Annotated in this window: 24 protein-coding genes; 12 read left to right on the forward strand and 12 right to left on the reverse strand. The window is 49.2% G+C overall.

Annotated features, from left to right (window positions below; genetic code table 11):
- Positions 1–102 precede the first annotated feature (102 nt).
- From rplU to folA, 4 genes are all read left to right on the forward strand, one after another.
- Positions 103–414, forward strand: a complete 312-nt coding sequence (rplU, locus tag D0Y50_RS02325) for a 50S ribosomal protein L21 (protein WP_108565581.1) — start codon at positions 103–105, stop codon at positions 412–414.
- 15 nt (positions 415–429) lie between these two features.
- Entirely contained in the window at positions 430–687 is a 258-nt protein-coding gene (gene rpmA / locus D0Y50_RS02330; RefSeq protein ID WP_108565580.1) for a 50S ribosomal protein L27, read from the forward strand.
- A gap of 267 nt (positions 688–954) precedes the next feature.
- Positions 955–2,121 (forward strand): Obg family GTPase CgtA, encoded by a 1,167-nt coding sequence (gene cgtA, locus D0Y50_RS02335; protein WP_117315285.1) that lies wholly within the window; start codon positions 955–957, stop codon positions 2,119–2,121.
- Between the two features lie 15 nt (positions 2,122–2,136).
- The gene (gene folA / locus D0Y50_RS02340) at positions 2,137–2,643 is read left to right on the forward strand and encodes a type 3 dihydrofolate reductase (protein ID WP_232366438.1); all 507 of its coding nucleotides are present in this window, start codon (positions 2,137–2,139) and stop codon (positions 2,641–2,643) included.
- A gap of 102 nt (positions 2,644–2,745) precedes the next feature.
- On the opposite strand, the gene rpoS is transcribed toward folA, so the two are convergent.
- The 10 genes from rpoS to D0Y50_RS02395 all read right to left on the reverse strand — a co-directional run bounded on the left by rpoS (position 2,746) and on the right by D0Y50_RS02395 (position 11,360).
- Entirely contained in the window at positions 2,746–3,738 is a 993-nt protein-coding gene (rpoS, locus tag D0Y50_RS02345; protein WP_108565578.1) for an RNA polymerase sigma factor RpoS, read from the reverse strand.
- A 70-nt stretch (positions 3,739–3,808) separates the two neighbouring features.
- Positions 3,809–4,675: a peptidoglycan DD-metalloendopeptidase family protein gene (locus tag D0Y50_RS02350; RefSeq protein ID WP_232366439.1), complete on the reverse strand. Its 867-nt coding sequence runs from the start codon at positions 4,673–4,675 to the stop codon at positions 3,809–3,811.
- A 5-nt stretch (positions 4,676–4,680) separates the two neighbouring features.
- The gene (locus D0Y50_RS02355; RefSeq protein ID WP_108565577.1) at positions 4,681–5,262 is read right to left on the reverse strand and encodes a YqaA family protein; all 582 of its coding nucleotides are present in this window, start codon (positions 5,260–5,262) and stop codon (positions 4,681–4,683) included.
- A complete protein-coding gene (locus D0Y50_RS02360) occupies positions 5,259–5,894 on the reverse strand; it encodes a protein-L-isoaspartate(D-aspartate) O-methyltransferase (protein ID WP_108565576.1) in 636 nt (211 codons plus the stop codon). The genes D0Y50_RS02355 and D0Y50_RS02360 overlap by 4 nt, the downstream gene beginning before the upstream one ends.
- A gap of 38 nt (positions 5,895–5,932) precedes the next feature.
- On the reverse strand, positions 5,933–6,676 hold the full coding sequence (gene surE, locus D0Y50_RS02365; RefSeq protein ID WP_108565575.1) for a 5'/3'-nucleotidase SurE: 744 nt from the start codon (positions 6,674–6,676) through the stop codon (positions 5,933–5,935).
- A gap of 41 nt (positions 6,677–6,717) precedes the next feature.
- On the reverse strand, positions 6,718–7,779 hold the full coding sequence (gene truD / locus D0Y50_RS02370; RefSeq protein WP_170145558.1) for a tRNA pseudouridine(13) synthase TruD: 1,062 nt from the start codon (positions 7,777–7,779) through the stop codon (positions 6,718–6,720).
- A 2-nt stretch (positions 7,780–7,781) separates the two neighbouring features.
- Positions 7,782–8,261: a 2-C-methyl-D-erythritol 2,4-cyclodiphosphate synthase gene (gene ispF, locus D0Y50_RS02375; RefSeq protein WP_108565573.1), complete on the reverse strand. Its 480-nt coding sequence runs from the start codon at positions 8,259–8,261 to the stop codon at positions 7,782–7,784.
- A 10-nt stretch (positions 8,262–8,271) separates the two neighbouring features.
- The gene (gene ispD / locus D0Y50_RS02380) at positions 8,272–8,985 is read right to left on the reverse strand and encodes a 2-C-methyl-D-erythritol 4-phosphate cytidylyltransferase (protein ID WP_117315287.1); all 714 of its coding nucleotides are present in this window, start codon (positions 8,983–8,985) and stop codon (positions 8,272–8,274) included.
- Position 8,986: 1 nt separating this feature from the next.
- The gene (gene ftsB, locus D0Y50_RS02385) at positions 8,987–9,277 is read right to left on the reverse strand and encodes a cell division protein FtsB (RefSeq protein WP_108565571.1); all 291 of its coding nucleotides are present in this window, start codon (positions 9,275–9,277) and stop codon (positions 8,987–8,989) included.
- Between the two features lie 445 nt (positions 9,278–9,722).
- Positions 9,723–11,360: a methyl-accepting chemotaxis protein gene (locus D0Y50_RS02395; protein ID WP_108565569.1), complete on the reverse strand. Its 1,638-nt coding sequence runs from the start codon at positions 11,358–11,360 to the stop codon at positions 9,723–9,725.
- Between the two features lie 342 nt (positions 11,361–11,702).
- Here D0Y50_RS02395 and putA point away from each other — a divergent pair, with 342 nt between their 5' ends.
- Positions 11,703–15,506: a bifunctional proline dehydrogenase/L-glutamate gamma-semialdehyde dehydrogenase PutA gene (gene putA / locus D0Y50_RS02400; protein ID WP_117315291.1), complete on the forward strand. Its 3,804-nt coding sequence runs from the start codon at positions 11,703–11,705 to the stop codon at positions 15,504–15,506.
- 142 nt (positions 15,507–15,648) lie between these two features.
- Here the strand turns inward: putA and D0Y50_RS02405 are convergent, their stop codons facing one another.
- On the reverse strand, positions 15,649–16,254 hold the full coding sequence (locus tag D0Y50_RS02405) for a TIGR04211 family SH3 domain-containing protein (RefSeq protein WP_108565567.1): 606 nt from the start codon (positions 16,252–16,254) through the stop codon (positions 15,649–15,651).
- 223 nt (positions 16,255–16,477) lie between these two features.
- Here D0Y50_RS02405 and D0Y50_RS02410 point away from each other — a divergent pair, with 223 nt between their 5' ends.
- Both D0Y50_RS02410 and D0Y50_RS02415 read left to right on the forward strand, forming a co-directional pair.
- The gene (locus D0Y50_RS02410) at positions 16,478–17,983 is read left to right on the forward strand and encodes a CYTH domain-containing protein (protein ID WP_117315293.1); all 1,506 of its coding nucleotides are present in this window, start codon (positions 16,478–16,480) and stop codon (positions 17,981–17,983) included.
- 36 nt (positions 17,984–18,019) lie between these two features.
- Positions 18,020–18,883 carry a hypothetical protein gene (locus D0Y50_RS02415; protein WP_108565565.1) on the forward strand — a complete coding sequence of 288 codons (864 nt, stop codon included), beginning with the start codon at positions 18,020–18,022 and terminating at the stop codon, positions 18,881–18,883.
- Between the two features lie 44 nt (positions 18,884–18,927).
- Here D0Y50_RS02415 and mutH read toward each other — a convergent pair whose 3' ends face one another.
- Positions 18,928–19,605, reverse strand: coding sequence for a DNA mismatch repair endonuclease MutH (gene mutH / locus D0Y50_RS02420; protein WP_108565564.1), 678 nt, complete (start codon positions 19,603–19,605; stop codon positions 18,928–18,930).
- A 230-nt stretch (positions 19,606–19,835) separates the two neighbouring features.
- Between mutH and rppH the strand changes: the two genes are divergently transcribed.
- The 5 genes from rppH (at position 19,836) to D0Y50_RS02445 (ending at position 25,319) form a co-directional block, all read left to right on the forward strand.
- The gene (gene rppH, locus D0Y50_RS02425; protein WP_108565563.1) at positions 19,836–20,369 is read left to right on the forward strand and encodes an RNA pyrophosphohydrolase; all 534 of its coding nucleotides are present in this window, start codon (positions 19,836–19,838) and stop codon (positions 20,367–20,369) included.
- 36 nt (positions 20,370–20,405) lie between these two features.
- Complete coding sequence (ptsP, locus tag D0Y50_RS02430) at positions 20,406–22,697, forward strand: phosphoenolpyruvate--protein phosphotransferase (protein ID WP_108565827.1); 2,292 nt, start codon at positions 20,406–20,408, stop codon at positions 22,695–22,697.
- Between the two features lie 148 nt (positions 22,698–22,845).
- A complete protein-coding gene (locus D0Y50_RS02435; RefSeq protein ID WP_117315295.1) occupies positions 22,846–23,652 on the forward strand; it encodes a sulfite exporter TauE/SafE family protein in 807 nt (268 codons plus the stop codon).
- A 3-nt stretch (positions 23,653–23,655) separates the two neighbouring features.
- Positions 23,656–24,489 carry a prolipoprotein diacylglyceryl transferase gene (gene lgt, locus D0Y50_RS02440; protein ID WP_108565561.1) on the forward strand — a complete coding sequence of 278 codons (834 nt, stop codon included), beginning with the start codon at positions 23,656–23,658 and terminating at the stop codon, positions 24,487–24,489.
- Positions 24,486–25,319 (forward strand): thymidylate synthase, encoded by an 834-nt coding sequence (locus D0Y50_RS02445; protein WP_108565560.1) that lies wholly within the window; start codon positions 24,486–24,488, stop codon positions 25,317–25,319. The genes lgt and D0Y50_RS02445 overlap by 4 nt, the downstream gene beginning before the upstream one ends.
- Positions 25,320–25,323 lie beyond the last annotated feature (4 nt).

Raw genomic sequence — 25,323 nt, forward strand, 5'->3', positions numbered from 1 at the left:
AAATTTTATGCGTTACGGGGTTGTGAATTGCGGATGTTTCACGTACAATTCGCGCCCTGTTTTTTGAATTGAAGCGTCTAGAGACGCAGAGCGGAGTAGAATATGTACGCGGTTTTCCAAAGTGGCGGTAAACAGCACCGTGTGGCTGAAGGCCAGACCGTTCGTCTAGAGAAGATCGAAGTCGCGCCAGGCGAGACTGTTGAATTCGATAACGTATTAATGGTTAGCAATGGTGACGACGTTAAGATTGGCACCCCTTTAGTATCTGGTGGTAAAATTACTGCTGAAGTTGTGACGCATGGTCGTGGCGAAAAGATTAAAATCGTCAAGTTCCGTCGTCGTAAGCATTCCCGCAAGCAAGCGGGTCACCGTCAGTGGTTCACGGAAGTGAAAATCACTGGTATTAACGCATAATAGGAGCACGAACACATGGCACACAAAAAAGCTGGTGGTAGTACCAAAAACGGTCGTGATTCAGAAAGTAAACGCCTTGGTGTTAAACGCTTTGGCGGTGAATCTGTTCTTGCTGGTAACATCATCGTAAGACAACGTGGAACACGTTTCCACGCTGGCAACAATATGGGTATCGGTAAAGACCACACGTTGTTCGCATTAAAAGACGGTAAGGTCCAATTCGAAGTAAAAGGCCCTAACAACCGTAAGTTTGTGAGCATCGTTGCTGAGTAAGCACGAACGCACATGCCTTTAAGGCTTAAAAAACCCCGCGTCAGCGGGGTTTTTTGTTTCTGGCGCCCCCAGATTAACGACATTGACTGGTTAGCTGGTCAGTGCGCTACCGTCTAAGATCCTTTAGCAATTAGTGAGAAAGGATATGGCTTTTCTGCCGCCGAATCGTGATGCGGGTCTTTTAATAGTGTAAACTGCAGGTATTACAGCAGGCAGACGTTGTCATCCTGCCTATTCAGTGCAAACTGGTTAAATCCGGAGTTATAAATGAAATTTGTTGATGAAGCTGAAGTTCGTGTTGAAGCCGGCGATGGTGGCAACGGCACAATTGGCTTTCGACGGGAAAAGTATGTTCCTAAAGGCGGCCCGGATGGCGGTGATGGGGGCGATGGCGGTAGTGTCTATCTTGAAGCTGACGAAAACCTGAACACGCTGATTGATTATCGTTTTGAACGTTTTCACCGTGCCGAACGTGGCCAGAATGGCCAGGGAAGCGATTGTACTGGCCGTGGCGGGGAAGATCTTTCCATGAAGGTGCCTGTAGGTACCCGCGCCACGGATATCGAAACAGGCGAAGTGCTGGGCGACTTAACCCGTCATGGTCAAAAGTTAAAAGTAGCCCAAGGTGGGTTCCACGGTTTGGGAAATGCGCGTTTTAAAAGCAGCACGAACCGCGCGCCACGGCAAAAAACCAATGGTACACCCGGCGAAATTCGGAATCTTAAACTGGAACTGATGCTACTTGCCGATGTGGGTTTGCTTGGAATGCCGAACGCGGGTAAATCAACCTTTATTCGTTCAGTTTCTGCGGCAAAACCTAAAGTGGCTGATTATCCGTTTACTACCCTGGTGCCTAATTTGGGCGTAGTCAGACAGGATGCACAACGTAGTTTTGTTATTGCTGATATTCCCGGGCTAATTGAAGGCGCAGCCGATGGCGCTGGCTTAGGTATTCGATTCTTAAAACATCTGGAACGTTGCCGGGTATTGTTGCATATGGTGGATTTATTGCCTACTGATCTTAGCGATCCTGCACACAATGCAAAAGCAATTATTCAGGAGCTGGAGAAATACAGCCCAAAACTGGCGGACAAACCACGTTGGCTGGTATTTAATAAAGCGGACTTGCTACTTGAAGATGAAGTCGAAGAAGTTGCCGAACGGGTGATCAGTGAGCTGAACTGGGAAGGCCCGGTATACAAAATTTCTGCCTTTCAGAAAATGCATACTGACAGCTTATGCCGTGACGTTATGGACTTTATCGAAACCCTTCCAGCCCCAGAAGAGCAGGACATCGAAGAAGAAGAAGTGGCGTTTAAGTGGGACTCATACCACAAGAGTACATTGGCTCAGGAAAGCGAGCTAAGTGACGACTTAGACGACGATGATTGGGACGAAGATGACTACGATGTTGATGTGGAATACCGTAAGTAAAGGGTTGCAGGCGTAATGAAAATAGCGATGATTGCTGCGATGGCGGACCATAGGGTGATTGGCGCTAACAATACTATGCCGTGGCATTTGCCTGCAGACTTACGTCATTTTAAGCAGTTAACCTTGGGTAAGCCGGTTATTATGGGGCGTAAAACCTATGAGTCTATAGGCAAAGCGCTACCTGGCCGGCCGAACATTGTTATAAGTAGTCAGCGTGATTATCGTCTGGCAGATGCTACAACCGTAGAGAGTATTGATGCTGCGTTAACCGCTGCCACTGCCTTAGTGGGTGAAAACGATGAAGTGATGGTTATAGGTGGCGGTAAAGTGTATAGCGCTTTGCTGAGCCAGGCCGATATTTTATATCTGACTTTTATCCATACTGACGTCGCTGGCGATACACAATTTCCTGATTATCGCGAAGCTGGGCACTGGCTTGAAATTTCCCGGCAATGCCATACAGCTGACGAGAAGAACCCCTACGCTTACGACTTTGTAACGCTTAAGCGTCATACCGGCTAGTTCACAATAACAAAAAACCCGCAAGCTGCGGGTTTTTTTATACGTCAGATAATATACCTAAAAGAGATGATGTGCTCATTAAAGACGGCGTATCAATAACGTTTACTCACCCATATGATCGAACATATTTTCTAATGATAAGCCCTGATGGCTTAACATATCACGTAGTCTGCGCAATGCTTCTACCTGAATTTGGCGAACCCGCTCGCGGGTTAAACCAATCTCAGCACCTACATCTTCCAGCGTACTAGGCTCGTAGCCTAATAAACCAAAGCGGCGCGCCAGAACTTCACGTTGTTTCGGGTTAAGTTCTTCAAGCCATTTAACGATGTTTGATTTAATATCATCATCTTGAAGATTTTCTTCAGGACCATAGTCATTATGGTCTGTCAAAATATCCAATAAGGCTTTGTCGTTCTCCCCACCAATGGGGGTATCCACTGAAGTAATACGCTCGTTCAAACGAAGCATCTTAGTGACATCTTCTACAGGCTTATCTAACGCAAATGCAATTTCTTCTGCGGTAGGCTCGTGATCAAGTTTCTGCGACAACTCACGGGCTGCACGTAAATACACATTTAATTCTTTAACAACATGGATAGGTAAGCGAATGGTGCGGGTCTGGTTCATGATCGCCCGTTCTATGGTCTGGCGAATCCACCAGGTGGCATAGGTCGAGAATCTGAAACCACGTTCAGGGTCGAACTTTTCTACCGCGCGAATCAAGCCTAAGTTGCCTTCTTCAATCAAGTCTAGCAAGGCCAGGCCACGATTATTATAACGGCGGGCTATCTTCACAACCAGACGAAGATTGCTTACGATCATACGCTTACGGGATGCTTCACACCCTTTTAGTGCACGGCGTGCAAAATACACTTCTTCTTCTGCGGTTAGCAGAGGGGAGAAACCAATTTCGCCTAAATACAGCTGGGTCGCATCAAGGTTTTTGTGGGTTTCTTCATGAACGGCGAAAACATCATTATCGTCGTTCGATTCCTCGTTTAAGGTTTCTTCAGTTTTCATATCGATAGTATCGATATTGTCCATTTCATCGCGAGACTTTAACTCAATAACTGCGGTTTTAGTTTGTCCCATAGCGGTATCTCCTGCTTTACATGGTTACCTTAAGACGTTCTCCTTGGAATATAATTATTATTTATTGTTATTATTGGCGTTTCGGTAGGTAACGAAGAGGATCTAACGATTTTCCCCGGTACCGCACTTCAAAATGAAGCTTTACGAAATCCGTGCCACTTTTCCCCATGCGAGCAATTTGCTGACCTGCATCAACCCATTGCTGCTCGCTAACCGCTATCGAATCATTATGAGCATACGCGCTTAAAAAACTGTCAGTATGCTTAATGATTATTAAGTTACCGTAGCCCCGTAAACCGTTGCCTGCGTACACTACTTTTCCCGCCGCTGATGCAAGAATTGGAGTGCCAATAGCAGCACTTATCTCAATGCCTTTCTGGCCTGTTTCACTGCGATTAAACGTCCCGGTTAATTTTCCTTTCGCGGGCCATACCCAGGTAGTAACCTGAGCTGGGAACCGTTTTTTCGTCACATTTTTGACGCTCTGCGGCGGCTTCTTGACGCTATTAACCGGTTGGTTGTTAACATTATTTTCACTCTTACGATACGCCTGCTCTTTAGGCTGGTCAACACGCCTTTTGGCTAATATTTGTGTGGTTTGACCAGCTTCCACAGATTGATCCGAATCTTCTTTTACTGCGTTGCGAGCCGCTTTCGCAGGCTGTAATCGTAGCGCTTGACCCGGATAAATACTGTACGGCACCGTAAGGTTGTTATACCTGGCGATATCCCGATAATCCTTATTGGCGTACCAGGCTATGGCGAATAATGTGTCACCTTTACGTACAGTGTAGGTATCGGCTCGGTAGTGAAAGTCTTTAACTTCAGGCTGGCTGTCAAGCACTACCAAGGGGGCAGGTTTGTGCTCAGAAGCGCAGCCCAGGGCGAGCTGCGCGGTCATAGCAGTGAGCAGATACCACTTTATTCTGCTCGTCATGCTCGCTATCCTTTTATGATAAAATAAGCCAGTATCGCCAGTGCGATCACCGCCCAGCCCAGCACTTCAACATATTGGCGAAGTTTGGCTTCCATGGGGGCACCGCCCCAGCGCATGAGCCCGGCGACCAAGAAAAAACGCGCGCCGCGACCTATAGCAGAAGCAATAATAAAGGGGATAAATGCCATCTGCAGAACACCTGCACTAATGGTAAACACTTTATAGGGGATCGGTGAAAAGCCCGCCAAAAATACTATCCATACGCCATAATCTTCAAACCAGCCCATGGCTATCTCTAGCTTGTGTTCGTAGCCGGCAGAGATAATCAGCGGTTGCAACCAGGCTTCAAACGCAAAATAGCCCAATAGATAGCCCGCGACCCCGCCAAGTACAGACGTAAGGGTGGTAAGTAAAGCAAAGTACCAGGCTCGATGAGGCTGGGAAAGCGACATGGGGGCTAGCATCACATCTGGCGGAATCGGAAAGAACATTGATTCGGCAAAACTAAGCCCACCTAAATAGCGGCTGGCGTGGCGGTGGCGTGACCACCGGATTGCCATGTCGTAACATGGCTGAAAAATTTTCACTGAAGATCTCCTGCGATCAACGGAACAAATCTCACCGCTTCTACTGTCTCGGTGTGCAATTGTCCGTCAATACGGTCTATACAAAGAAGCTGTTGTTGCTCATTACCGACAGGAATAACCAGCCTGCCGCCTTCAATAATTTGCGCAAGCAAATCATCAGGAATACGGCTAGCCGCTGCGGTAACAATGATGGCATCGAATGGGCCCTTAGATGCCCAGCCTTTCCAACCGTCGCCATGTTTCATGGCAATATTGTGAAGATCCAGCTGATTCATTCGGCGTTTTGCCTGAAATTGCAGGCTTTTAATACGTTCGACGCTGTAAACGTCATTAAATAACTGTGCCAGGATGGCAGTTTGGTAACCAGAGCCGGTCCCTATTTCTAGTACCTTCCTTGGTTGATTTGTCGCGTTTAGCAACAATTCAGTCATTTTGGCAACAATATAGGGTTGCGAGATAGTTTGGCCCTGCCCAATCGGTAAGGCCGTATTCTGATACGCTTTATGGCGTAAGGCATCGGGCAAAAATAACTCGCGCGGGGTGGCTGCCACCGCGTTCAATACCTGCTGATTCCTCACCCCTTCCTGGTAGAGCAGTTCAGCGAGAGTTTCCCCTTTTCTCGATGATCTCATGTGTGTCTAAATTTCCTAAAAGAAAAGCACTGTTATTATTATCGATTTAGCCAGTCCTGCATCTCATCAAGACTACGGTGCGCGGTCATATCCACATCCAGCGGGGTAACCGAGCAATATCCCTGGCTAATAGCATGAAAATCTGTTCCTTCTGACGCATCTTGTTCCGCGCCGGCCGGGCCGTACCAAAAGATAGTGCGGCCAAACGGGTCCTGGCTCTGTTGCATGCCTTCAGCCCGGTGTCGCCGACCCTGACGGGTCACTTTAATCCCAGCTAATGCTTCATAAGGAACATCAGGTACATTAACGTTCAGTATCTGATTGGCAGGCAAAGGATGCAATTGCAATTTTGCAATGATATCCAGTACCACTTTGGCTGCTGTTTCAAAATGTTCACCATCGTGGCTGGCTAATGACACGGCGATGGCAGGTAAGCCCATATAGCGTCCTTCCGTTGCTGCGGCCACGGTGCCCGAGTAAATCACATCATCGCCCAGATTGGCGCCATGATTAATACCCGATACCACTAAATCAGGCTCTTGCTGCATAAAACGGTTCACCCCAAGGTGGACGCAATCAGATGGTGTACCATTTACTGAATAAAAGCCATTGTCCAATTGTTGTATACGCAAAGGCTGATGCAATGACAGAGCATTACTGGCCCCGCTACAATTTCGGTCCGGGGCGATAACCGTTACTTCATGTTCCTGGGCTAAGGCCTGATGTAAAACCTGAATGCCTTTGGCAAAGACACTATCATCATTACTTAAAAGAATTCTCATGCTTGACTCCACTGGTCCATCATTGCCTGCTGGGGCATTTGTTATGTATTGTTTTGCGGCTCGCGCGCATTAATACATTCGCGTAATACGGAGGTGGCAAAACAGCCACTGGGCAGCGAAAAGCAAAGCGTTAATGTATCACCTTGCTGATCCCATTCAAGATTTTGCGGCCATATTTTTATGGCTCGGCGTTCTTGGCGCAAGCCGGCATCGGCTAAAAATGTTGCTGCTGCGGTATACTGCTCGGCTACCTGGCGCTCCATGGCAGCGACCTCGCCGGTGCTAGGCAAAGGTCCTTTCCCCCACAAGGGGGCTGAGGGCGCGAGGTCTTTCTCGATATAACGTTGCTGTACGCTGGGGTCGCTGCCATCATTAATAAAGAAACTATTGGAGCCTGATAGCATCAGCGCGTCGCCTTCTAACACAGCATCAAACCTGGCAGCTTCTATACGCGCTGAAAGGTTGCAATTGAATATGTAACTACGCAGTGCCGATACCGCCATTGACCGTTTGTTACGGTTACGAATGGTTTCCCCCTCTACCATCCGCTGAGCCAATTGCAGGTTACCGCCTTCCATGCGTTCACCCTCAGAGTTTTGCCGTACGACGCCAAACCGCTGTTCGCCGTAATAGTTAGGCACGCCTTGTTGCGCCGCCTGTTCAAACCGTTTGATGGCCTGCTCTGGAGCGCTCACCTCACGTAACACAATAGTAAACCGGTTACCTTTAAGCTGGCCGGTTTTAAGCTTTTTATTATGTCGGGTTTGGCTAAGTATGTTTACCCCGGGCAAATTTAAACCGCTAAAATCAAAATCAGCCTGGCCGGGCGCATGTAAACCAAACCACTGGCGCGTCAAAGCAAACTTGTCTTTGCGGCCGGCATACGTCACATTACGCAGCGCCAAGCCGGTAAACTTGGCCAGTGCCTCGGCAACAAATGCCGTATTGTTGTTTATTTTTTCAACCAGAATGAACTGATGTTCACCTTCGCCGGTGAGCGGGTAGCCCAAATCTTCAATGACCACAAAGTCTTCAGCATGTTGTTTGAAAATGCCATGAGTTTGCGGCTTACCGTTAAGATAATGCCAGTTCGCTGTGGTCATTGTCATGGGTGAACGGCTTCCAGCAATACTACAGCGTGGGCGGCAATACCTTCTTTACGACCGGTATAGCCAAGTTTTTCGGTGGTTGTAGCTTTGACATTGATGGCCTGCAACGCCACATTACAGTCGGTGGCGATAATCTCACGCATAGCGGTGATATGCGGCGCCATTTTAGGTGCCTGGGCCACAATAGTGGTATCTGCATTAACCAATTGCCAGCCCTGTTGTTTGACAATAGCCACCACATGCCGGAGCAATTGACGGCTATCCGCACCAGCATAGGTGTCGTCAGTGTCGGGAAAATGCTTGCCGATATCGCCTAAGGCGGCGGCGCCTAACAAGGCATCGCATAACGCGTGTAATAATACATCGCCATCAGAATGAGCCAGTAAGCCCTGTGCATAATCTATGTTAACACCACCGACGGTGATGGGGCCTTCGCCACCAAATTTATGCACATCAAAACCGTGTCCAATTCGCATAGGTTACCTTTCAATTGTGTTCTTGCAGCGCCGATAAGTAAAACTGTGCCAAAGGCATATCAGCGGGGCGGGTAATTTTAATATTGGCCGGGTTCCCATCTACCAATGCTACACAGTAGCCCGCGGCTTCCATAGCCGACGCTTCATCAGTTATTGGCAGTCCCTGGGCCAGCCCCTGGGCCAGCGCCTGCGTTAACTGGTCTGCCCGAAATAACTGCGGGGTTAGCGCATGCCAAAGGTTCTCGCGGCACTCAGTATGCGCTATTTCAGGTGATTGGCTAGCCCCGGGCCGGGCTCGTTTCATTGTATCACGAACCGGTGTGGCTAATATGCCTCCGGCTACCTCTTGCTGGGTGCAAACGCCCACCAGTTTATCGATGTCTGCATGACTTAAACAGGGGCGGGCAGCATCATGCACCAGGGCCCAGCAATCAGCGGGCAACGTGGCCACTGCGCGAAGTACCGAATCGGCGCGCTCCTGACCGCCCGCTATGCGGGTGAGCCAGGAAGCAGAGGCCACCGGTAGCTCAGCAAAAAATGGGTCTTCCGGACTGATTGCCACCACTACATGTGCTATCGCCGGATGGCTATGCAGGGCTTGTAAGGTATGTTCCAGAATGGTTTTGCCATTAATCAGCAAGTATTGTTTGGGGCGGTCTGCCTGCATGCGGCTGCCAATGCCTGCCGCGGGCACCACGGCGATAATAGTAGGTTGTGGTTTCATATTACTGCTGGTCAGCGGGCAAAATTCGATAAAAAGTTTCGCCTCGTTTAATCAAGCCCAGTTCATTACGGGCACGTTCCTCGATAGCTTCAAGGCCAATTTTAAGATCGCTTATATCGGCCTCAAGCAGGGCATTACGCTGAGCCAGATTGGCATTTTGCAATGACTGGCGATGCACTTCTTCTTTCAGTGCGATGTAATCTGGAATGCTGTTTTTACCAAACCACAAGCGATATTGAAGTAAACCCAGCAGAACCAGCAACAAAATTGGAATACATTTGTCTTTCAACACAGCTGTCACCTGCTCTTATGAACGCGCCATATTATGCCGTCTGGCGTCGTTGTTTCATAGGTAAAAAGCACCACTTTCCTAATTTACCTTTAAGGTTTTTAAGCAGATTTTCTTTTTTTCTTTAACCGTCGCGCCCAGCTTGGTTTGCTGTAACGGTACTGGCCTATGGCGAAAGCATACGCAAAACCGCCAATATTCTCCAACATGCCGAAGGCTTTGGTAGGGTTTACTGCCAATAGGGACTTTCGCGTGTTATTTGCTAACCGCACTTTGGTAAGCCTTACTATAAGCAAGCGCAAGGTGCACATAAGGTGCACCTGTAGCAGTGGCCTCTAACCCGGCTTATTGCCACGGACAGTGGGCCTACATTACACGCCAACGGCTTTGCATTCCACGCCCTGGCCAGGGGCCAGGGGGATTACAGTTAGTCGGGTAACGTGTGTGGTTATTCCAGCTTAAAGCGCTGTACAATAAGCTGCATCGCTTGCGCGCTGTCCTGCAGATTCTCACTGGCATCGGCAAGCTGCACGGCAACTGCCTGACCCTGATTTGCTGCGCCGGATAAATCATTCACCCGCAGGTTTATTTCCTGCGCTGCTTCGGCTTGTTGTCCGGTTGCGGTGGCTATCTGACTGCTCATTGCAGAAATATCACTGATAAGCTGATCCAGGCTAGCCAGGGTTTCATTGGTCCGGGCAGCGTTTTCTTCGGTATTGTGAACCGCTTTGTGGCTAACATCTACCGCATCAACAGCAGTTTTTGCGCCCTGCTGAAGTTGCTGAATCATCCCTTGAATTTCATCAGTACTTTGCGCCGTACGACTGGCCAAGGTACGTACTTCATCGGCTACCACAGCAAAGCCTCGACCTTGCTCACCGGCTCTGGCCGCTTCAATAGCCGCATTTAACGCCAATAGGTTGGTCTGTTCAGAAATACCACGTATGACGTCCAGTACCGTGCCGATTTTCTCACTTTGCTCGGCCAGCTGCGCCACTACATCGCTGACTTGCTGGATATTACTACTAAGGGCGCGTATTTCCATTACTGTTTGATTAACCGCATGATTACCCTCACTCACGTTTTGGCGAACACTGATAGCCGCTTGATCCGCACTGTTTGCCGCATCTGTCACATCGCGAATCTGAGTGGTCATTTGTTCCATGGCCGTGGCCACTTGCATGGTGCTGTCCGATTGGCCGGTGGCCTGATCGGAGCTGTCTTTGCTGGTTATCGCCAGACGCTGCGCACTATCAGATATCTGGGTCACACGGTTTTTCACATCCAATAATGAGTCGCGCATTTTCTGGGTAAACTCATTGAAATAAATAGCCAGCTTGGTGACCTCGTCTTTGCCCTGCACGGGCAACGTTCGGGTAAGATCACCTTCCCCTTTGGCTATATCCTGCATGCGATCTGTGGCCTCTACCAGTGGCACAATAATACTGCGGCCAATCAGCAAACACACCCCACATATCAACGCAATACTCACCAGCCCCAGGCCAATGAAGATATTTCTGATATGGGCAAAGTCCTCGTCCAGCCGGGTCAGGTAAATACCTGAGCCGACCGTCCATTGCCAGGGCGCAAACCGTTTTACAAAAGATATTTTAGCAACCGGTTCGTCCATGCCGGGCAGGGGCCAGACGTAGGGTACAAAGCCTTCGCCGCTGCGTTGGGTGATGGCTGCCATTTCGGCAAACAAATGCGTACCATTGGCATCGGCAAACCCGCTTAAATCCTGCCCATTCAGATCAGGTTTAAAGGGATGCATAATCATTTTGGGTTGGTCGTCCTGTACCCAAAAGTAATTGTCGGTGTCATAGCGCATACTTTCAATGGCGGCTAAGGCCAGTGCTTTTGCTTCGATTTCGCTCATCTCGTTTTGCTGGGCAGCGTTGTAAAATGCTGATAGTGTAGTCGTCGCCGCTTCTACTAAATGCCGGGTCTCTTCATAGGCGCTATCTTTTTGCGCCTGATAATGTTGTTGTAATATGACCACAGTCATTATGATAAACAACACACTCACCAATCCAATCATCATACCGAGACGTTGAATAACATTAAAATTTCTTAACCAGCCCATTAAACATCCTCTTCAGGTCTTTTTCTATTAGTGTAGCTGGCGAACAGGTGTTTGCCTTAACAAATAATTACCTTTTATTTACATTATGTTGTAGGTCTTTGAAGCCGCGTGATAAGTACGCTGGAAAGCCCTTAATGATGTGCTAGTATCCGCGGTTTATTAGGCGGTAGGCTGATCTCTTAACAACGCTGCAGAGTTAAAAGCCCATAGGCAGTGGAAACCTGATTTCCAGACACTGTGGCTTGACGTGCAATTGCACTTGCAATGCGGGGACAACAGCGCGACTGTGTGCGTGAATTTACCCTACACCATTTTTGAACAGCTATTTTTAAAAGGCGAGTAATGCTTACTAACCAAGACCTCAATACTTTAACCTCGATTCGACAGCGAATTCGCGATCACTACCGCATCGATGAGTCTGTCGCCATTGACCAGATCCTGCCCATTGCGGAAGTTAATCCTCGCGCCCGCAGCCGGGCCTGGGAACGTGCCCGTAAAATGGTACTGAAAATTCGCCGCGAACAAGAAGGCCATGGTGGTGTCGATGCACTGCTAAATGAATATTCGTTGTCGACCTCCGAAGGGGTAGTACTGATGTGCTTGGCAGAAGCTTTATTGCGGGTGCCAGACGAAGAAACCCAGGATGTACTGATTCGCGACAAACTATCGCAAGGGCAGTGGACACCGCATTTGGGCAATTCCGAATCGCTGTTTGTCAACGCTTCTGCCTGGGGTCTGTTGCTAACAGGCAGCATGGTTAACTATGCCGACAAGCGTAAAAGCGAACAGTTCGGACTGTTAAAACGTACACTAGGCCGCCTGGGCGAGCCGGTCATCCGCCGCTCAATGAATATTGCCATGCGGGTCATGGGTCGTCAGTTTGTAATGGGCGAAACCATTGAAGATGCGGTTAACCGGGCGCGCGAGAAAGAAAAGAAAGGGTACGTTTACTCTTACGATATGTTAGGCGAAGCGGCGCGGACGATGACCGATGCGAATCGCTTCTTCGAGTCGTATGCCAAAGCCATTAAAGTTATTGGAAAAGCCGCTGATGGCCGCGGACCTAAGCGTTCGCCGGGTATATCGGTTAAGCTGTCGGCCTTGCATCCGCGCTTTGAATTCCTGCAGTACGACCGGGTTATGGCTGAAATTCCGCCGAAGCTGAAAGCGCTTTGCCTAATGGCCAAAGAATACGATATCGGTCTGACCGTAGATGCAGAAGAAGCCGATCGACTGGACTTATCTCTCGACATTATTGAAGCGGTATTCCGCGATGCCGATTTAGAGGGCTGGACGGGCTTTGGTATCGCGGTACAGGCTTACCAAAAACGCGGCCTGCACGTGATTGACTGGATTCGTAAATTAACCGAAGACACTGGCCGCAATATGATGGTTCGGTTAGTTAAAGGCGCTTATTGGGATACCGAAATTAAACTTACCCAACAGGCTGGCCTGGAAACGTTCCCGGTGTTTACCCGTAAGTCATCTACCGATGTGTCCTACCATGCGTGTGCCAACCGCCTGCTAGACTATCGTGACACTATTTATCCGCAATTTGCTACTCATAATGCTTACTCAGCCTCGGTTATTCTGGAACTGGCGGGTGACGACAAAGACGGTTTTGAATTCCAGTGCTTGCATGGCATGGGCGATACCTTGTATGACCAGGTAGTGACCGAAGATAAAATTCAGTGCCGGGTGTATGCACCGGTGGGCGAACATGAAGAATTGTTGGCCTATTTGGTACGTCGTCTGCTTGAAAACGGCGCTAACTCTTCATTTGTTAATGCTATTGTGGATGATGAAAAACCGGTTGAGTCGTTACTTGAAGACCCGGTTGAGAAAACCCAGCGGCTGAAAAACCGTTATAACAAATTGATTAAAACCCCACGGGGCCTGTATGCCCCCGAGCGTGATAATTCGCGCGGGCTGGACCTAACCGACCATATTGCAGTCAATGCTCTGCAGCACGAATTGGAGCGTTGGAATACGGTCTATAAGATTGCTGAGTCCGACATACCGGAAAATGGCACAGCGGTGCGTAACCCGGCCGATCACAACGATATTGTGGGGTATCACGTTTACGCCACTAAAGAAGACATGCTCGCCGCTTTGGATAAAACGGCAGATGCTTTCGTACCCTGGTCGAAGCGCTCAGTGGAAGATCGCGCCGATATTTTAGAGCGCTCTGCCAATGCCCTTGAGCGACATATGGGTGAGCTTATTGCCATCTGTATCCGGGAAGCCGGTAAAGTTGCCCAGGATAGCATTGATGAAGTACGTGAAGCGGTTGATTTCTTGCGCTACTACGCTGCGCGAGCCAAAGAGTTAGAAGAAGATCAACGGTTGGTGCCGCGGGGCACAGTATTGTGTATTTCTCCGTGGAACTTCCCTCTTGCTATCTTTACGGGGCAGGTGGCAGCGGCATTGGTTACCGGTAATACGGTTATTGCCAAACCCGCAGAACAAACCAGTATTATCGCCAGACGTTGTATTGAAATAATGCACTCTGTAGGTTTGCCTGAAGATGCGTTGCAACTACTTATTTGTCCGGGTAAAGAAGTGGGTGAAACCCTGTTGCCTGATGAGCGCATTAAAGCGGTGATGTTCACCGGCTCTACTCAAACCGGTACACTTATATCGCAGACCCTAGCGGCCCGCGGTGGTGAGCAGGTCCCATTGATAGCCGAAACCGGTGGGCAAAACTGCATGATAGTAGATTCTACTGCGCTACCAGAGCAAGTTATTGACGATGTCGTATTTTCTGGTTTCCAAAGCGCCGGACAACGCTGCTCAGCATTACGCGTGTTGTTTGTTCAGGAAGATATTGCCGACAATCTGACAGAAATGTTGATAGGGGCGATGAAAGAGCTGCAAATCGGCAACCCCATGTATCTAAAAACTGATATTGGGCCGGTGATTGATGGCAAAGCGCTGAAAAGCCTGACTGAACACCGTGAATATATGGAAGGCAAGGGCAAATTACTGCATGCCTGTCCTTTACCAGAAGGTACCGATAACGCGACCTTCTTCCCGCCCACTTTATATGAAATTGACAACATCAACGTGTTGGAAAAAGAAGTATTTGGGCCGGTTATCCATATCGTTCGCTTTAAAGGCAAAGATATTGAAAAGGTAGTTGAGCAAATCAACAGTACAGGCTACGGCCTTACTATGGGTATTCATTCTCGTATTGAAGACCGTGCCTATGAACTGGCAGCGTTGAGCCGTGCCGGTAACGTTTATATCAACCGTAATATGATTGGTGCCATTGTAGGCGTACAACCCTTTGGCGGACGTGGGCTTTCAGGAACCGGCCCGAAAGCAGGTGGCCCCAATTATCTGCCACGGTTGATGATGGAACGGGCCACGCCTAAACCATCACAGGTAAAAGATCTTGAGCATCTGGATGAAGCGTTGTCGGGAGACAAAAGCGAAGAGGAAGCCGCCGCGCGTCTTATGGACAACGGCCTGGCGGTGGAATCTACCTGGCGGCACACTGCATTAAACGACAGATTATCCATGGTCCGTCAGTTACTGGCGAAAATTGCCAAGGTAGATATTGTTGAGGAATTGGCAGACGATCTTAACCGTACATTGGCGACGTCTCGTCAGCAATTAACTGAGATTGAACGCCGCCTGAAAAACCCGATTACCTTGCCTGGGCCAACGGGTGAGTCGAATAAACTGTACCGTGAACCGCGTGGTATTCTGGTCTGTTTCGCCGATAAAGGGGTCAGCTTTGAATACTGGACACTGTCTGTGGTAACCGCCTTGGCTACCGGCAACGTAGTCGTTTCAGTGGTGTCTGACTTGTTTTATGAAGAGGCGCTGGAGTTTCAGGAAAAATTCAATGCTACAGGTGCGCCTAAAGGGGTGTTCCAGGTAGCGCGGTTGAAGCATCTTGATGCGTTGCTTAAAGATGAAGACCTGGCCGGCGTAGTGGTTGACTCACATACCGAGCGTACTGCGCAGATTTCGGCGATGCTAGCCTCGCGCGATGGCGGTGCTATTCTCCCGGTAATTACCGCAGAATATAATGATAACCTTATTCAGCGTGTCATGACCGAGAAGACGGTGAGTATTGATACTACAGCGTCAGGGGGTAACACCTCGTTAATGACGTTGGTTGAAGACGAAGAGTAAAGCGTAGCCTATAAAAAGCCCCTGTTCACATGGCTGTGACAGGGGCTTTTTTATGGTAAACAAATACTGGCTTGTTGCTATTTCGCTACAGCTTTACCGTCAATAGGTAACCTATGGACGGTAAAGTGCGAAGCAGGGCTGGTTAAACCCACTCACTATTACGGCCACGTTTCTTCGGCAGATAAGTCAAAATCACCCCCAATAGAATGCCGGCGCCGGCAACCATACCGCCACGGGTAAACCATTTAATCATCTCGTCTTTTTCCTGATTATCAAGCTGGGTAGATAATTTCTTAATCTCACGGCTTTGTTCATCAGTTTGACTGGATAAAGTTGATAGTTCCTGTCTGGCTTCGCTTAGCTGACGTTTCAGGCGGCCATTTTCAGATTGCAGCCCCTGTTGACTTGCTTGGCTATCTGCCAGCTTCTGGCTGATGATCGGTAGCTGCTCGGCCCGTGACATCTGATCACTGACATATTTTGACTCCACCCAGCCAGTACGATCTTCAACATGATCGCGAATCTGCATGAACTCAGCATCGCGGTCATTTTTGAGTATAGTAATGGGCGTGCCGGCTTCAATACTGCCCAATATACGATAATTACGGCCCGGACCTGTATGTATGAACACGAACAAATCGTCCCGAATATAATGGGATGAGGAAGGCTCCAGATCCGGAGTATCCTGCAGGCCAAACGCCTGAAAAGAAAACGCAATCATCATGACCGTAAGCCATTTTCGTAACATAAGGTATCCGTTAATTTGTTAAACCAGCAAAAGATGTTAGAGACTGTGAATACTAAAGGCAAGCTTCGTGCCGTATACATGTCTGAGGTATCCGGCGTTTCATCCTGAGCTGTCTTAAGTTTGTACACATTTTAGCAAGTAACCACACCCGCCCATTGCCAATTCCACCCGGCAGGGGTAAGGTGTCGAACATCATTGATTACTACACCTGCTCAACTCTTCCATGGCAGAAATTGAATTAAAGTTTGTCACACCGCGCCACACAGTAAACGAATTTTCCGCAAAAGTAATACCTGCCCTGACTCAGTTAGGGATGACAGTATCACCGGCAAAACGGATGCAACTACAAAACGATTACTATGATACGCCGGAGCACGATTTTCAGAAACATAAAATTGGCTTTCGGGTCCGCGGTAATGACGGTGTGTTTGAACAAACCCTGAAAACCCAGGGGAAAGTTAGCGGTGGTTTACACGAACGGGCCGAGCATAATATCGCTTTGGAACAGGCCACCCCTGATCTTCGAATGTTTGACAAGCAGGTATGGCCTAATAGCCTGGACCCCGCGCGACTCAATGCGCGATTGCAGCGCCAGTTTTCTACCAACTTCACTCGTATTGCTTATGATGTCGCGATGGATGACACGGTTATCGAAGTGGTGCTGGATGAAGGAGAGGCGACCACCGGGAAAGCCCAGTCGCCGATCAATGAGATAGAACTTGAGATTAAACGCGGCGACGTTAGCGTATTGTTTGATATTGCCGGGGTCATTAACAGTATTTTGCCGGTAACGGTCTGTGATGTGTCTAAGGCGGCCCAGGGGTATCAGTTATTAAATGGCATAACGGCTACGGTCAAACCATTGCCTGATTTTCTCCCTTTACCGGCGCAGGTGTCTACCGAACAGGCGTTTACAGCTGCTGCCCAGCAGGCGCTGCAACATTGGCAACATCATGAGTACCTGTATATGCAAACCGGCTCGGTGAAGATGCTCGCTGAAGTCGCCAGAAGTATTCGCTTATTGTTGCAATGTGTATCGCTTTACTTGCCGGTACTGCAGTGTAGCCAGCTACTTGAATTACATAGTGCGCTGATGAAATACGCCCCCCAGTGGTTATGGCAGGACGACTTACAAGCCTTACGTTACCTGGTGTCGCGTAAAAGTTTGTTTCACAAATGCTTGAACCGTTATCCGTCGTTGCAGAGCTATCTGCAAGGGCGCAAAGCCGGCCTTATTCATGCACATGATCCACAAGGTTTGTTCTTTGCCACTGAATCGACCGAGATTAAGTTAAGTGTGACGCGGCTATTAAATGAACTACCCTGGCGGGAAGAAGCAAATAGCTATAGGATGCCTGCCATTGACCATGCTCGTGGCTGGTTGTCGCAAGGCTGGCAAACAGTGCAACAAAGTTTACCGTCGAGCCGCACCATGGCCACTGCAAATTATATTGCGATAGAAATTGTCTTACGCCAGACCTTGTGGAACGGCTTCCTGCTGGCGGATTTGTTCAGTGGTGAAAAGGCCGCATTCAGGGCCCCGTGGCTTGACATTTTGACTGGTATAGAAGAACTTAAAGCCCTGATGTTGCTGGAAAAGATTATCCAGGAAACGGACTCGGAAGATACGCAGGAGCTGCATGAATGGATTGCCCAGAAGACAGCAAGCTTATTGACAGTAATGGAGCGCACCCGCCAGGTGGGTATGCAAGGCGACACATACTGGTAACGCTGGTATCAGTTTACAGATAAAAAGGACGTGGGAATGCCCGAATATACAACCTGGGTACTGTATTGTTTAATGGGACTGGGCCTAGCCTGGCTTGGTGCCGCAGGGTTACTACTGCGTTTACAGGGCTCCATTAAAGGCAGTAAGTGGCTTATTGTATGCTGGGTAGTATGGCCATTATGTTTGCTGGATGAAGCGGCGCTCCTGGCGGGCGGTGAGTGGATCATGCTTTACGGCTGGACAGATTGGGTGCCCGTCCTACTGATGACCCTATTTTACCGCGCACTGAAGCCATCATTGGTGGCGCAAGTCAAACCCAGTAAATGGGCGTTGTGGCTTCCGGTGAGCCTGTGTTTCTTAATGCAACTACCGCTGGCACTGGGCGGCTTAGCAGAAAAACAAGTATTAACCGCTGGCGGCCCCATCGGTCATCCTCTGGACTTTTGGCCAGTCTATTCCATTGCCATGTTGGTATGTTTCGGCGTACTGGTGCTTAGCCTGCTGATTACCGAAACCGTGCAAAAATATCATAAACACCTGCCTGAGCAGGTCGCTAACCCACAACAGTACCGGCTGCGTTATATTGTTATTGCGATGTCTGCTATTGCCGGCATCTCCGTTATCCTGACACTTCTGGTGACCGCAGTTACGTTCGGCTTTTTATCTGTATTGATGTGGCAAAGTGGATTGGATTTGGTGTTAGCGATAGTTATGCTGACCGTTCTGTATCTGCTGTTAATTCCACAGCGTACCGCACCGTCGTTACTGGATTACGAGCAACTGGATGCACCCCATACTGAACAGGCGATGTTACGTGAAACGGTAGATAAAGCTGAGCAGGTGATGCAGGAAAGTCAGGCCTACCGGGAACAGCCTAACCGGCATACGCAGCATATATAATCTGGCCATCGGCTATAGCACGGCCGTCCAGCGGTTGCATATCGTTACTGCGCAAAAGCGTTAAGCAGAATTTGCCGGGTAAATGTTTTGCGTAAATAAAAACCTCTGGGGCGGGTGCGAATGCGTTCCCCTTCTGGCCCCAGGGCATCGGTTAACACACTGCCATTAGCAGCTTTAGGGCGCACGTGAAGTGCCTGTCCCTGGCGAGCAGTAATTTGCTCTACCTGTCCGAGCACAATCATTTCGGTTAATTCTTCCCAGTCGGCGCACAGTTGTGCATCCTGTGCTTTGGTGGGCGACCACATAATAGCATTGGCGACTCTGCGTTCGGCGACGGGAATGCGGCGGTCGCCCTCTAATGGCAGCCACAGTACCTGACCCAGTTTATTGCGTACGTTGCTACGCTGCCAGGTAATTCCTGGTGGTGCCATCAAAGGTGCGTAACATACATAGGTAGTTTCCAGCGGTTGCCAGTTCGCATCAATGGGTAATGTTTTTAGCTCAATACCCAAATCAGGAAAATCCTGTTGGGGCTTTGAGCCGGCGCTGGCGCCCAGCCACAATTCCAATAATTGGCCTTGCCAACCTTTATGACGTTGCAGGGTCGCAGGAACCGCAATACCCGCCATGGCCGCCAGCTCACCAAGGCTCAGGCCGGCGATTTGTTGGCAGCGGTCAAGCAGTTGCGCCGCACAGGAGGGTGGGGATGTAGGCGGATGCACAATAAAAACCTATATTTTTGTAGTGACGAAGAAAGATATTTTTACCCGGCGCATAGTACTTTGAATATGGACGAAAGTAAGGCCATATAAGGGATAGCGCGCAGTTCAGCTGACCTGTGATGAGCCCTTGATCGACCTTGCAAAATTGGAAATACCATTAATACTTTGAAAGGGCAACAGTTTATGGTCAAATGCTAGCATAACAAAGGTTATCGTGCCCGGGAGTCTAAGTGATAGATGCCGATGGATTCCGTGCGAATGTGGGCATAGTGATTTGCAACAAAATGGGTCAAGTATTTTGGGCAAGGCGTTATGGTCAACATTCATGGCAGTTTCCACAAGGCGGAATCGATGAAGGGGAAACTGCAGAACAAGCTATGTACAGGGAGTTGCACGAAGAAGTAGGGTTACACCCTAAAGACGTGACAATACTGGGCGTTACCCGTAATTGGTTAAGATATAAATTACCCAAGAGACTAATACGTCAGGGCAGCAATCCCGTTTGTATAGGCCAAAAACAAAAGTGGTTTTTGTTGCAGCTGGACTGCCAGGAAACCGATGTGGATGTGCTGAAAACCGGCCATCCGGAATTTGACGACTGGCGCTGGGTCAGTTACTGGTATCCGGTGCGAAATGTGGTGTCGTTTAAACGTGACGTCTATCGCAAGGTAATGAAAGAGTTTGTGCCTGTGGCTATGCCAGCAACAGGGCGCATACCTTCTGGCCATGTGTCTAAACGTCAGCGCAAACGTCGTCGGGGTTGATGGCAGGAGACCGTCTTAGTGGCTAACCAGGGCAGCATGCTGACAGTGTTAAAGCGGATAGTGCAGGAGATCAGTCAGATCCCTGCACTTGATCAAGCCCTGCTGCGTCTGGCCAGCCGGGTCAAACAGGTTATGTCTGTTGATTCTTGCTCGATTTACCTGGCAGATTACAAAAATCAGGATTTTGTCTTAAAAGCCACCGATGGCCTGCATCCTGATGCTGTTGAACGGGTGCGTATAGGTTTCACCGAAGGGCTTATTGGCCTGGTGGGCCAGCGTGAAGAACCGCTTAATATCGAAGATGCGCACCAACACCCCCGCTTTAAACATTACCCAGAAGTAAAAGAAGAAACCTATAAAGCCTTTCTAGGCACGCCGATTATTCACCAACGTAAAGTGTTGGGTGTTATTACTATGCAGCAGGCCCAAAAACGCTTCTTTAATGAAGAAGAGGAAGCGTTTCTGGTTACGCTGGCGGCGCAACTGGCATTAGAGATTACCAATGCAGATATTCGCGGCGCGCTAAACAATACGAATTCGGTGGATACCGGGCCAGTTCAGAAAAATGTGCGGGGCATCGCCGGCTCCCCGGGGTTGGCTATTGGCCGCGGCTACTCCACCGATTCTACCGTGGATTTACGGCGTCTGGTGGTTAGACGCACTGATGATCAAAGCCGGGAAGTGCAAATTTACCGCAAAGCCGTAGAGATCACCCGTCGCCAGGTAGACGAGCTATCCAAACGCTTGGATGAAGGGATACCCGAAGATGTTAAGGCTATTTTTCAGCTTTATCATCATTTGCTCGACGCCAATAGTTTGGGCCGAGAGGTTGAGGCAAAAATTCAGCAGAACTGGAACGCCGGTTCCTCGCTTAAAATGGTTGTTGAAGACTACGCTGCCCGCTTCCAGAATATGGAAGACCCCTATATGCAGGAACGAGCTATCGATATTATCGACCTGTCTAACCGCATATTGACCAATATTTTGCTCGAAGCACAGGGCGAACATAAGCGCGCTCCTCAAGCGGAACAAGACAGTATTCTGGTGGCCGAAGAAGTATCGGCGACCATGCTGGCCGAATTCCCTCAGCAATTCCTCAAAGGGATTATATCTATCCGCGGGTCAAATAACTCGCACGCTGCCATCCTGGCCCGAGCCATGGGGGTACCTGCGGTGATGGGGTGCCAGAATGTGTCGCCCAGTTTGCTTGAAGGCAAAGAAATTTTGTTGGATGGGTATTCCGGCGAGGTGATCGTTACCCCAGAGCGGCATATTCGTAAAGAATTTATACAATTGGTGGCTGAAGAGTCATTGTTGTCGGAAAAAATCGATGCCGAAGCGGATAAAGCCTGTGAAAGTGAAGATGGCTGTCGGATTATGCTGATGATCAATGCCGGGCTCTCGGTCGAGGTAGAAACCGCTGCCCGCCATCATGGTAATGGTATTGGCCTTTACCGAACTGAAATTCCCTTTATGTTGCGCGAAAGCTTTCCTTCCGAGAAAGAGCAGGCGAAACTTTATCGAGAAGTGTTGTCATGTGTGCCCGAGCAGTTGGTAACCATGCGAACCCTTGATGTGGGCGGCGACAAACCCTTGCCCTATTTTCCTATCAACGAAGAGAACCCTTTTCTGGGGTGGCGGGGCGTTCGGCTAACCCTGGATCATCCTGAGATTTTTTTGGTGCAGATTCGGGCTATGCTCAAGGCCAGCCTTGGGTTGAATAATCTACAGATTCTGTTGCCGATGATTTCCTCCGTCAATGAGGTCCAGGAGGCCAAACGATTAATTGACCAGGCTTTTTATGAAGTTACTGAGGAAATCAGTGCCGGTGCGGTACGCCTACAACGTCCGCGGTTGGGAATTATGCTTGAAGTACCGTCAGTCTTGTATCAGTTACCCCAACTGGCCCGGCATGTAGACTTTTTCTCGGTAGGCAGTAATGATCTTACCCAATACCTGCTGGCGGTAGACCGTAACAATACCCGCGTGGCTGGGCTGTACAACAGTTACCACCCAGCGGTGCTAAGTGCGCTGTACGATATTGTCAAACAAGCTGACGCCAATCAAATTCCGGTCTCGGTGTGTGGCGAAATTGCCGGCGAGCCGGGCGGCGCTATTTTGTTGATGGCCATGGGTTACCGCCGCCTGAGCATGAACGCCCACAACCTACGCAAAATCAACTGGGTTATTCGCAATGTCAATTTGGCCGAAAGCCGAGATCTGTTGGCCTGCGTGTTGACTTCGCATACACATCAGGAAGTGTTTACCCATATCAATCAGTATCTGGAACAAAAAGGGCTTGGCGGGCTGGTCCGCGCCGGTTCATAAACCACACCCTGCTCACCGGTCTTACCTAACGGCTATTTCACAGCCTTGCACTCGCTTGTACAAGATTGTGTGGTAGTCTAGCTGCGCACTGCGCGTAAGTACATGAGGTACAAGGCGAGCGCTCTATTTAACCTTCCTGGAGCACAGTATGGAACCGGTAACTCTGATCTTTGTCAGTTGTCTGGGGCTCGGTATCGTGGTTGGTTTGCTGGCCGGTTTATTGGGAATAGGTGGTGGCCTTATTATTGTTCCGGCTTTATCCTATTTGCTGGTTCATGGTCTCCATTTGGACACTGAACTGGTCATGCCAATGGCGGTTGCCACGTCGCTATCGACCATTATTTTTACGGGTAGCTCGTCTGCATTGGCGCACTACCGGTTAGGAAATATCAACCGTTACCTGGTGTTGTGGTGCGGCGTGGGAATTGCCGTAGGTGCGGTGGTAGGTGCCCAGGTGGCTAGCGGTATCTCGGGCCATACCCTAAAAAATGTTTTTGCGGTGCTGGTGATGCTAATTGCTTTGCAAATGGTGTTTGGGCGTAGTGGCACCTCGTCGCGGCCGGCCAGCAAACCTATTTTGCTGGGTATCGGCACAGGAACCGGCGTGGTAAGCGCCCTCATGGGGATTGGCGGTGGTGCTTTGCTGGTACCTGCGCTGGTCTGGTTTCAGGTCAATATTCGTCAGGCTATAGGCTGTGCTGCCGTTAGTGGCCTGGTGATAGCGTTGTTCGGTACGGCAAGTTTTGTGTTAGCCGGATTACAGGAAACCAGCTTACCACCCGCCGCCATAGGGTATGTGTATTTGCCCGCGACGCTAGGTATTGTAACCACCTCTGTTTTCACCGCTGGTTTTGGTGCCAGACTTGGGCAGAAAATAGATACAGGTATTTTAAAAAAGTTACTGGCCGTACTATTGGTACTGGTGAGTATTCGAATGATTGCAGGAATAGAGTAACCCATGGTGGAAAGTAGTTTTTTAGTATTTCCGAACATAGATCCGATTATCGTTAGTTTGGGGCCATTGCATGTGCGTTGGTATGGGCTGATGTACCTGGTAGGGTTTGTGGCAGCCTATTTATTAGCACACAAACGTCTGGAACAAACCCAATGGAATAAAGACCAGCTGGGCGACTTGTTATTCTGGAGCTTTGTTGGGGTCATTATCGGGGGACGTGTAGGGTATGTATTATTCTATCAATTTGGTCTGTTTTTGGATGACCCTACCTATCTGGTAAAAATATGGACCGGCGGCATGTCTTTTCATGGTGGCCTGCTAGGGGTATTGGCAGCCATGTACTGGCGTGCGAAGAAAATGAACGCCACCTTTTTACAGGTGGGCGATTTTGTTGCGCCCTTGGTTCCCATCGGTCTGGGGGCAGGCCGTATCGGCAACTTTTTGAATGCTGAACTATGGGGCCGCACTACCGATGTACCTTGGGCAATTATCTTTCCTAATGCCGGCAATTTACCCCGTCACCCTTCACAACTGTACGAATTTGCGCTTGAAGGTGTACTGTTGTTTATCATACTCTGGTTGTATTCTGCTAAGCGTCGCCCGGTTGGCGCAGTAAGCGGCCTATTTTTGCTGGGCTATGGTGCGTTCCGCTTCTTTGTTGAATATTTCCGTCAGCCGGATGCTCATATTGGGTTATACAATAGTGGGTTAAGCCAGGGGCAGCTGCTTTGTTTGCCAATGATAGCGTTAGGCATTTGGCTAATTGTCCGGGCTTATCGTACCGCAGCGGCGCCGATGAAGAACATGAAAACAAAAACAAAAAGCAATCAACTATGAAAGAATATTTGCAACTCATGCAGCATGTGCGCGAGCACGGCATCAAAAAAGAAGATCGGACTGGTACCGGTACGTTAAGTGTTTTTGGCTATCAAATGCGGTTTGATCTACAACAGGGGTTTCCCCTTGTTACCACCAAAAAATGCCATCTTAAATCCATTATTCATGAGCTGTTGTGGTTTTTAAAAGGCGAGACGAATACCGCCTATCTTAAACAGCATGGTGTGTCTATCTGGGATGAGTGGGCTACCGATGAAGGTGAGCTGGGCCCGGTCTATGGTGCCCAATGGCGAAGCTGGCCTGCCCCCGACGGGGCCACCATTGACCAAATTAGCCAGGTTGTGGAACAAATCAAAACCAACCCAGACTCGCGGCGCCTGATAGTCAGTGCCTGGAACCCCGCAGTATTGCCGGATAGTAGTATTTCGCCAAAAGCCAACGCAGCGAAAGGCTTGCAGGCGCTACCGCCGTGTCATACGATGTTCCAATTCTATGTGCTGGAAGGCAAACTATCTTGCCAGTTATACCAGCGTAGCGGCGATGTCTTTTTGGGCGTGCCGTTTAATATCGCCAGTTATGCATTGCTGACCATGATGGTTGCGCAGGTATGTGACCTTGAACCCGGTGAATTTATCCACACCCTGGGCGATGCGCACCTGTATGTAAACCATTTAGAGCAGGCCGATACTCAATTATCCCGGGTGCCATTTGCCCGGCCAACTATGCACATCAACCCGCAGGTAAAGGATTTATCTGCATTTTGCTTTGACGATTTTAGCCTGCAAGATTACCAGGCTCATCCGCATATCAAAGCGCCGGTTGCTATTTAAGGAG

Source organism: Salinimonas sediminis (assembly GCF_003429285.1).
In the GTDB taxonomy this organism is placed as follows: Bacteria; Pseudomonadota; Gammaproteobacteria; order Enterobacterales; family Alteromonadaceae; genus Alteromonas; species Alteromonas indica.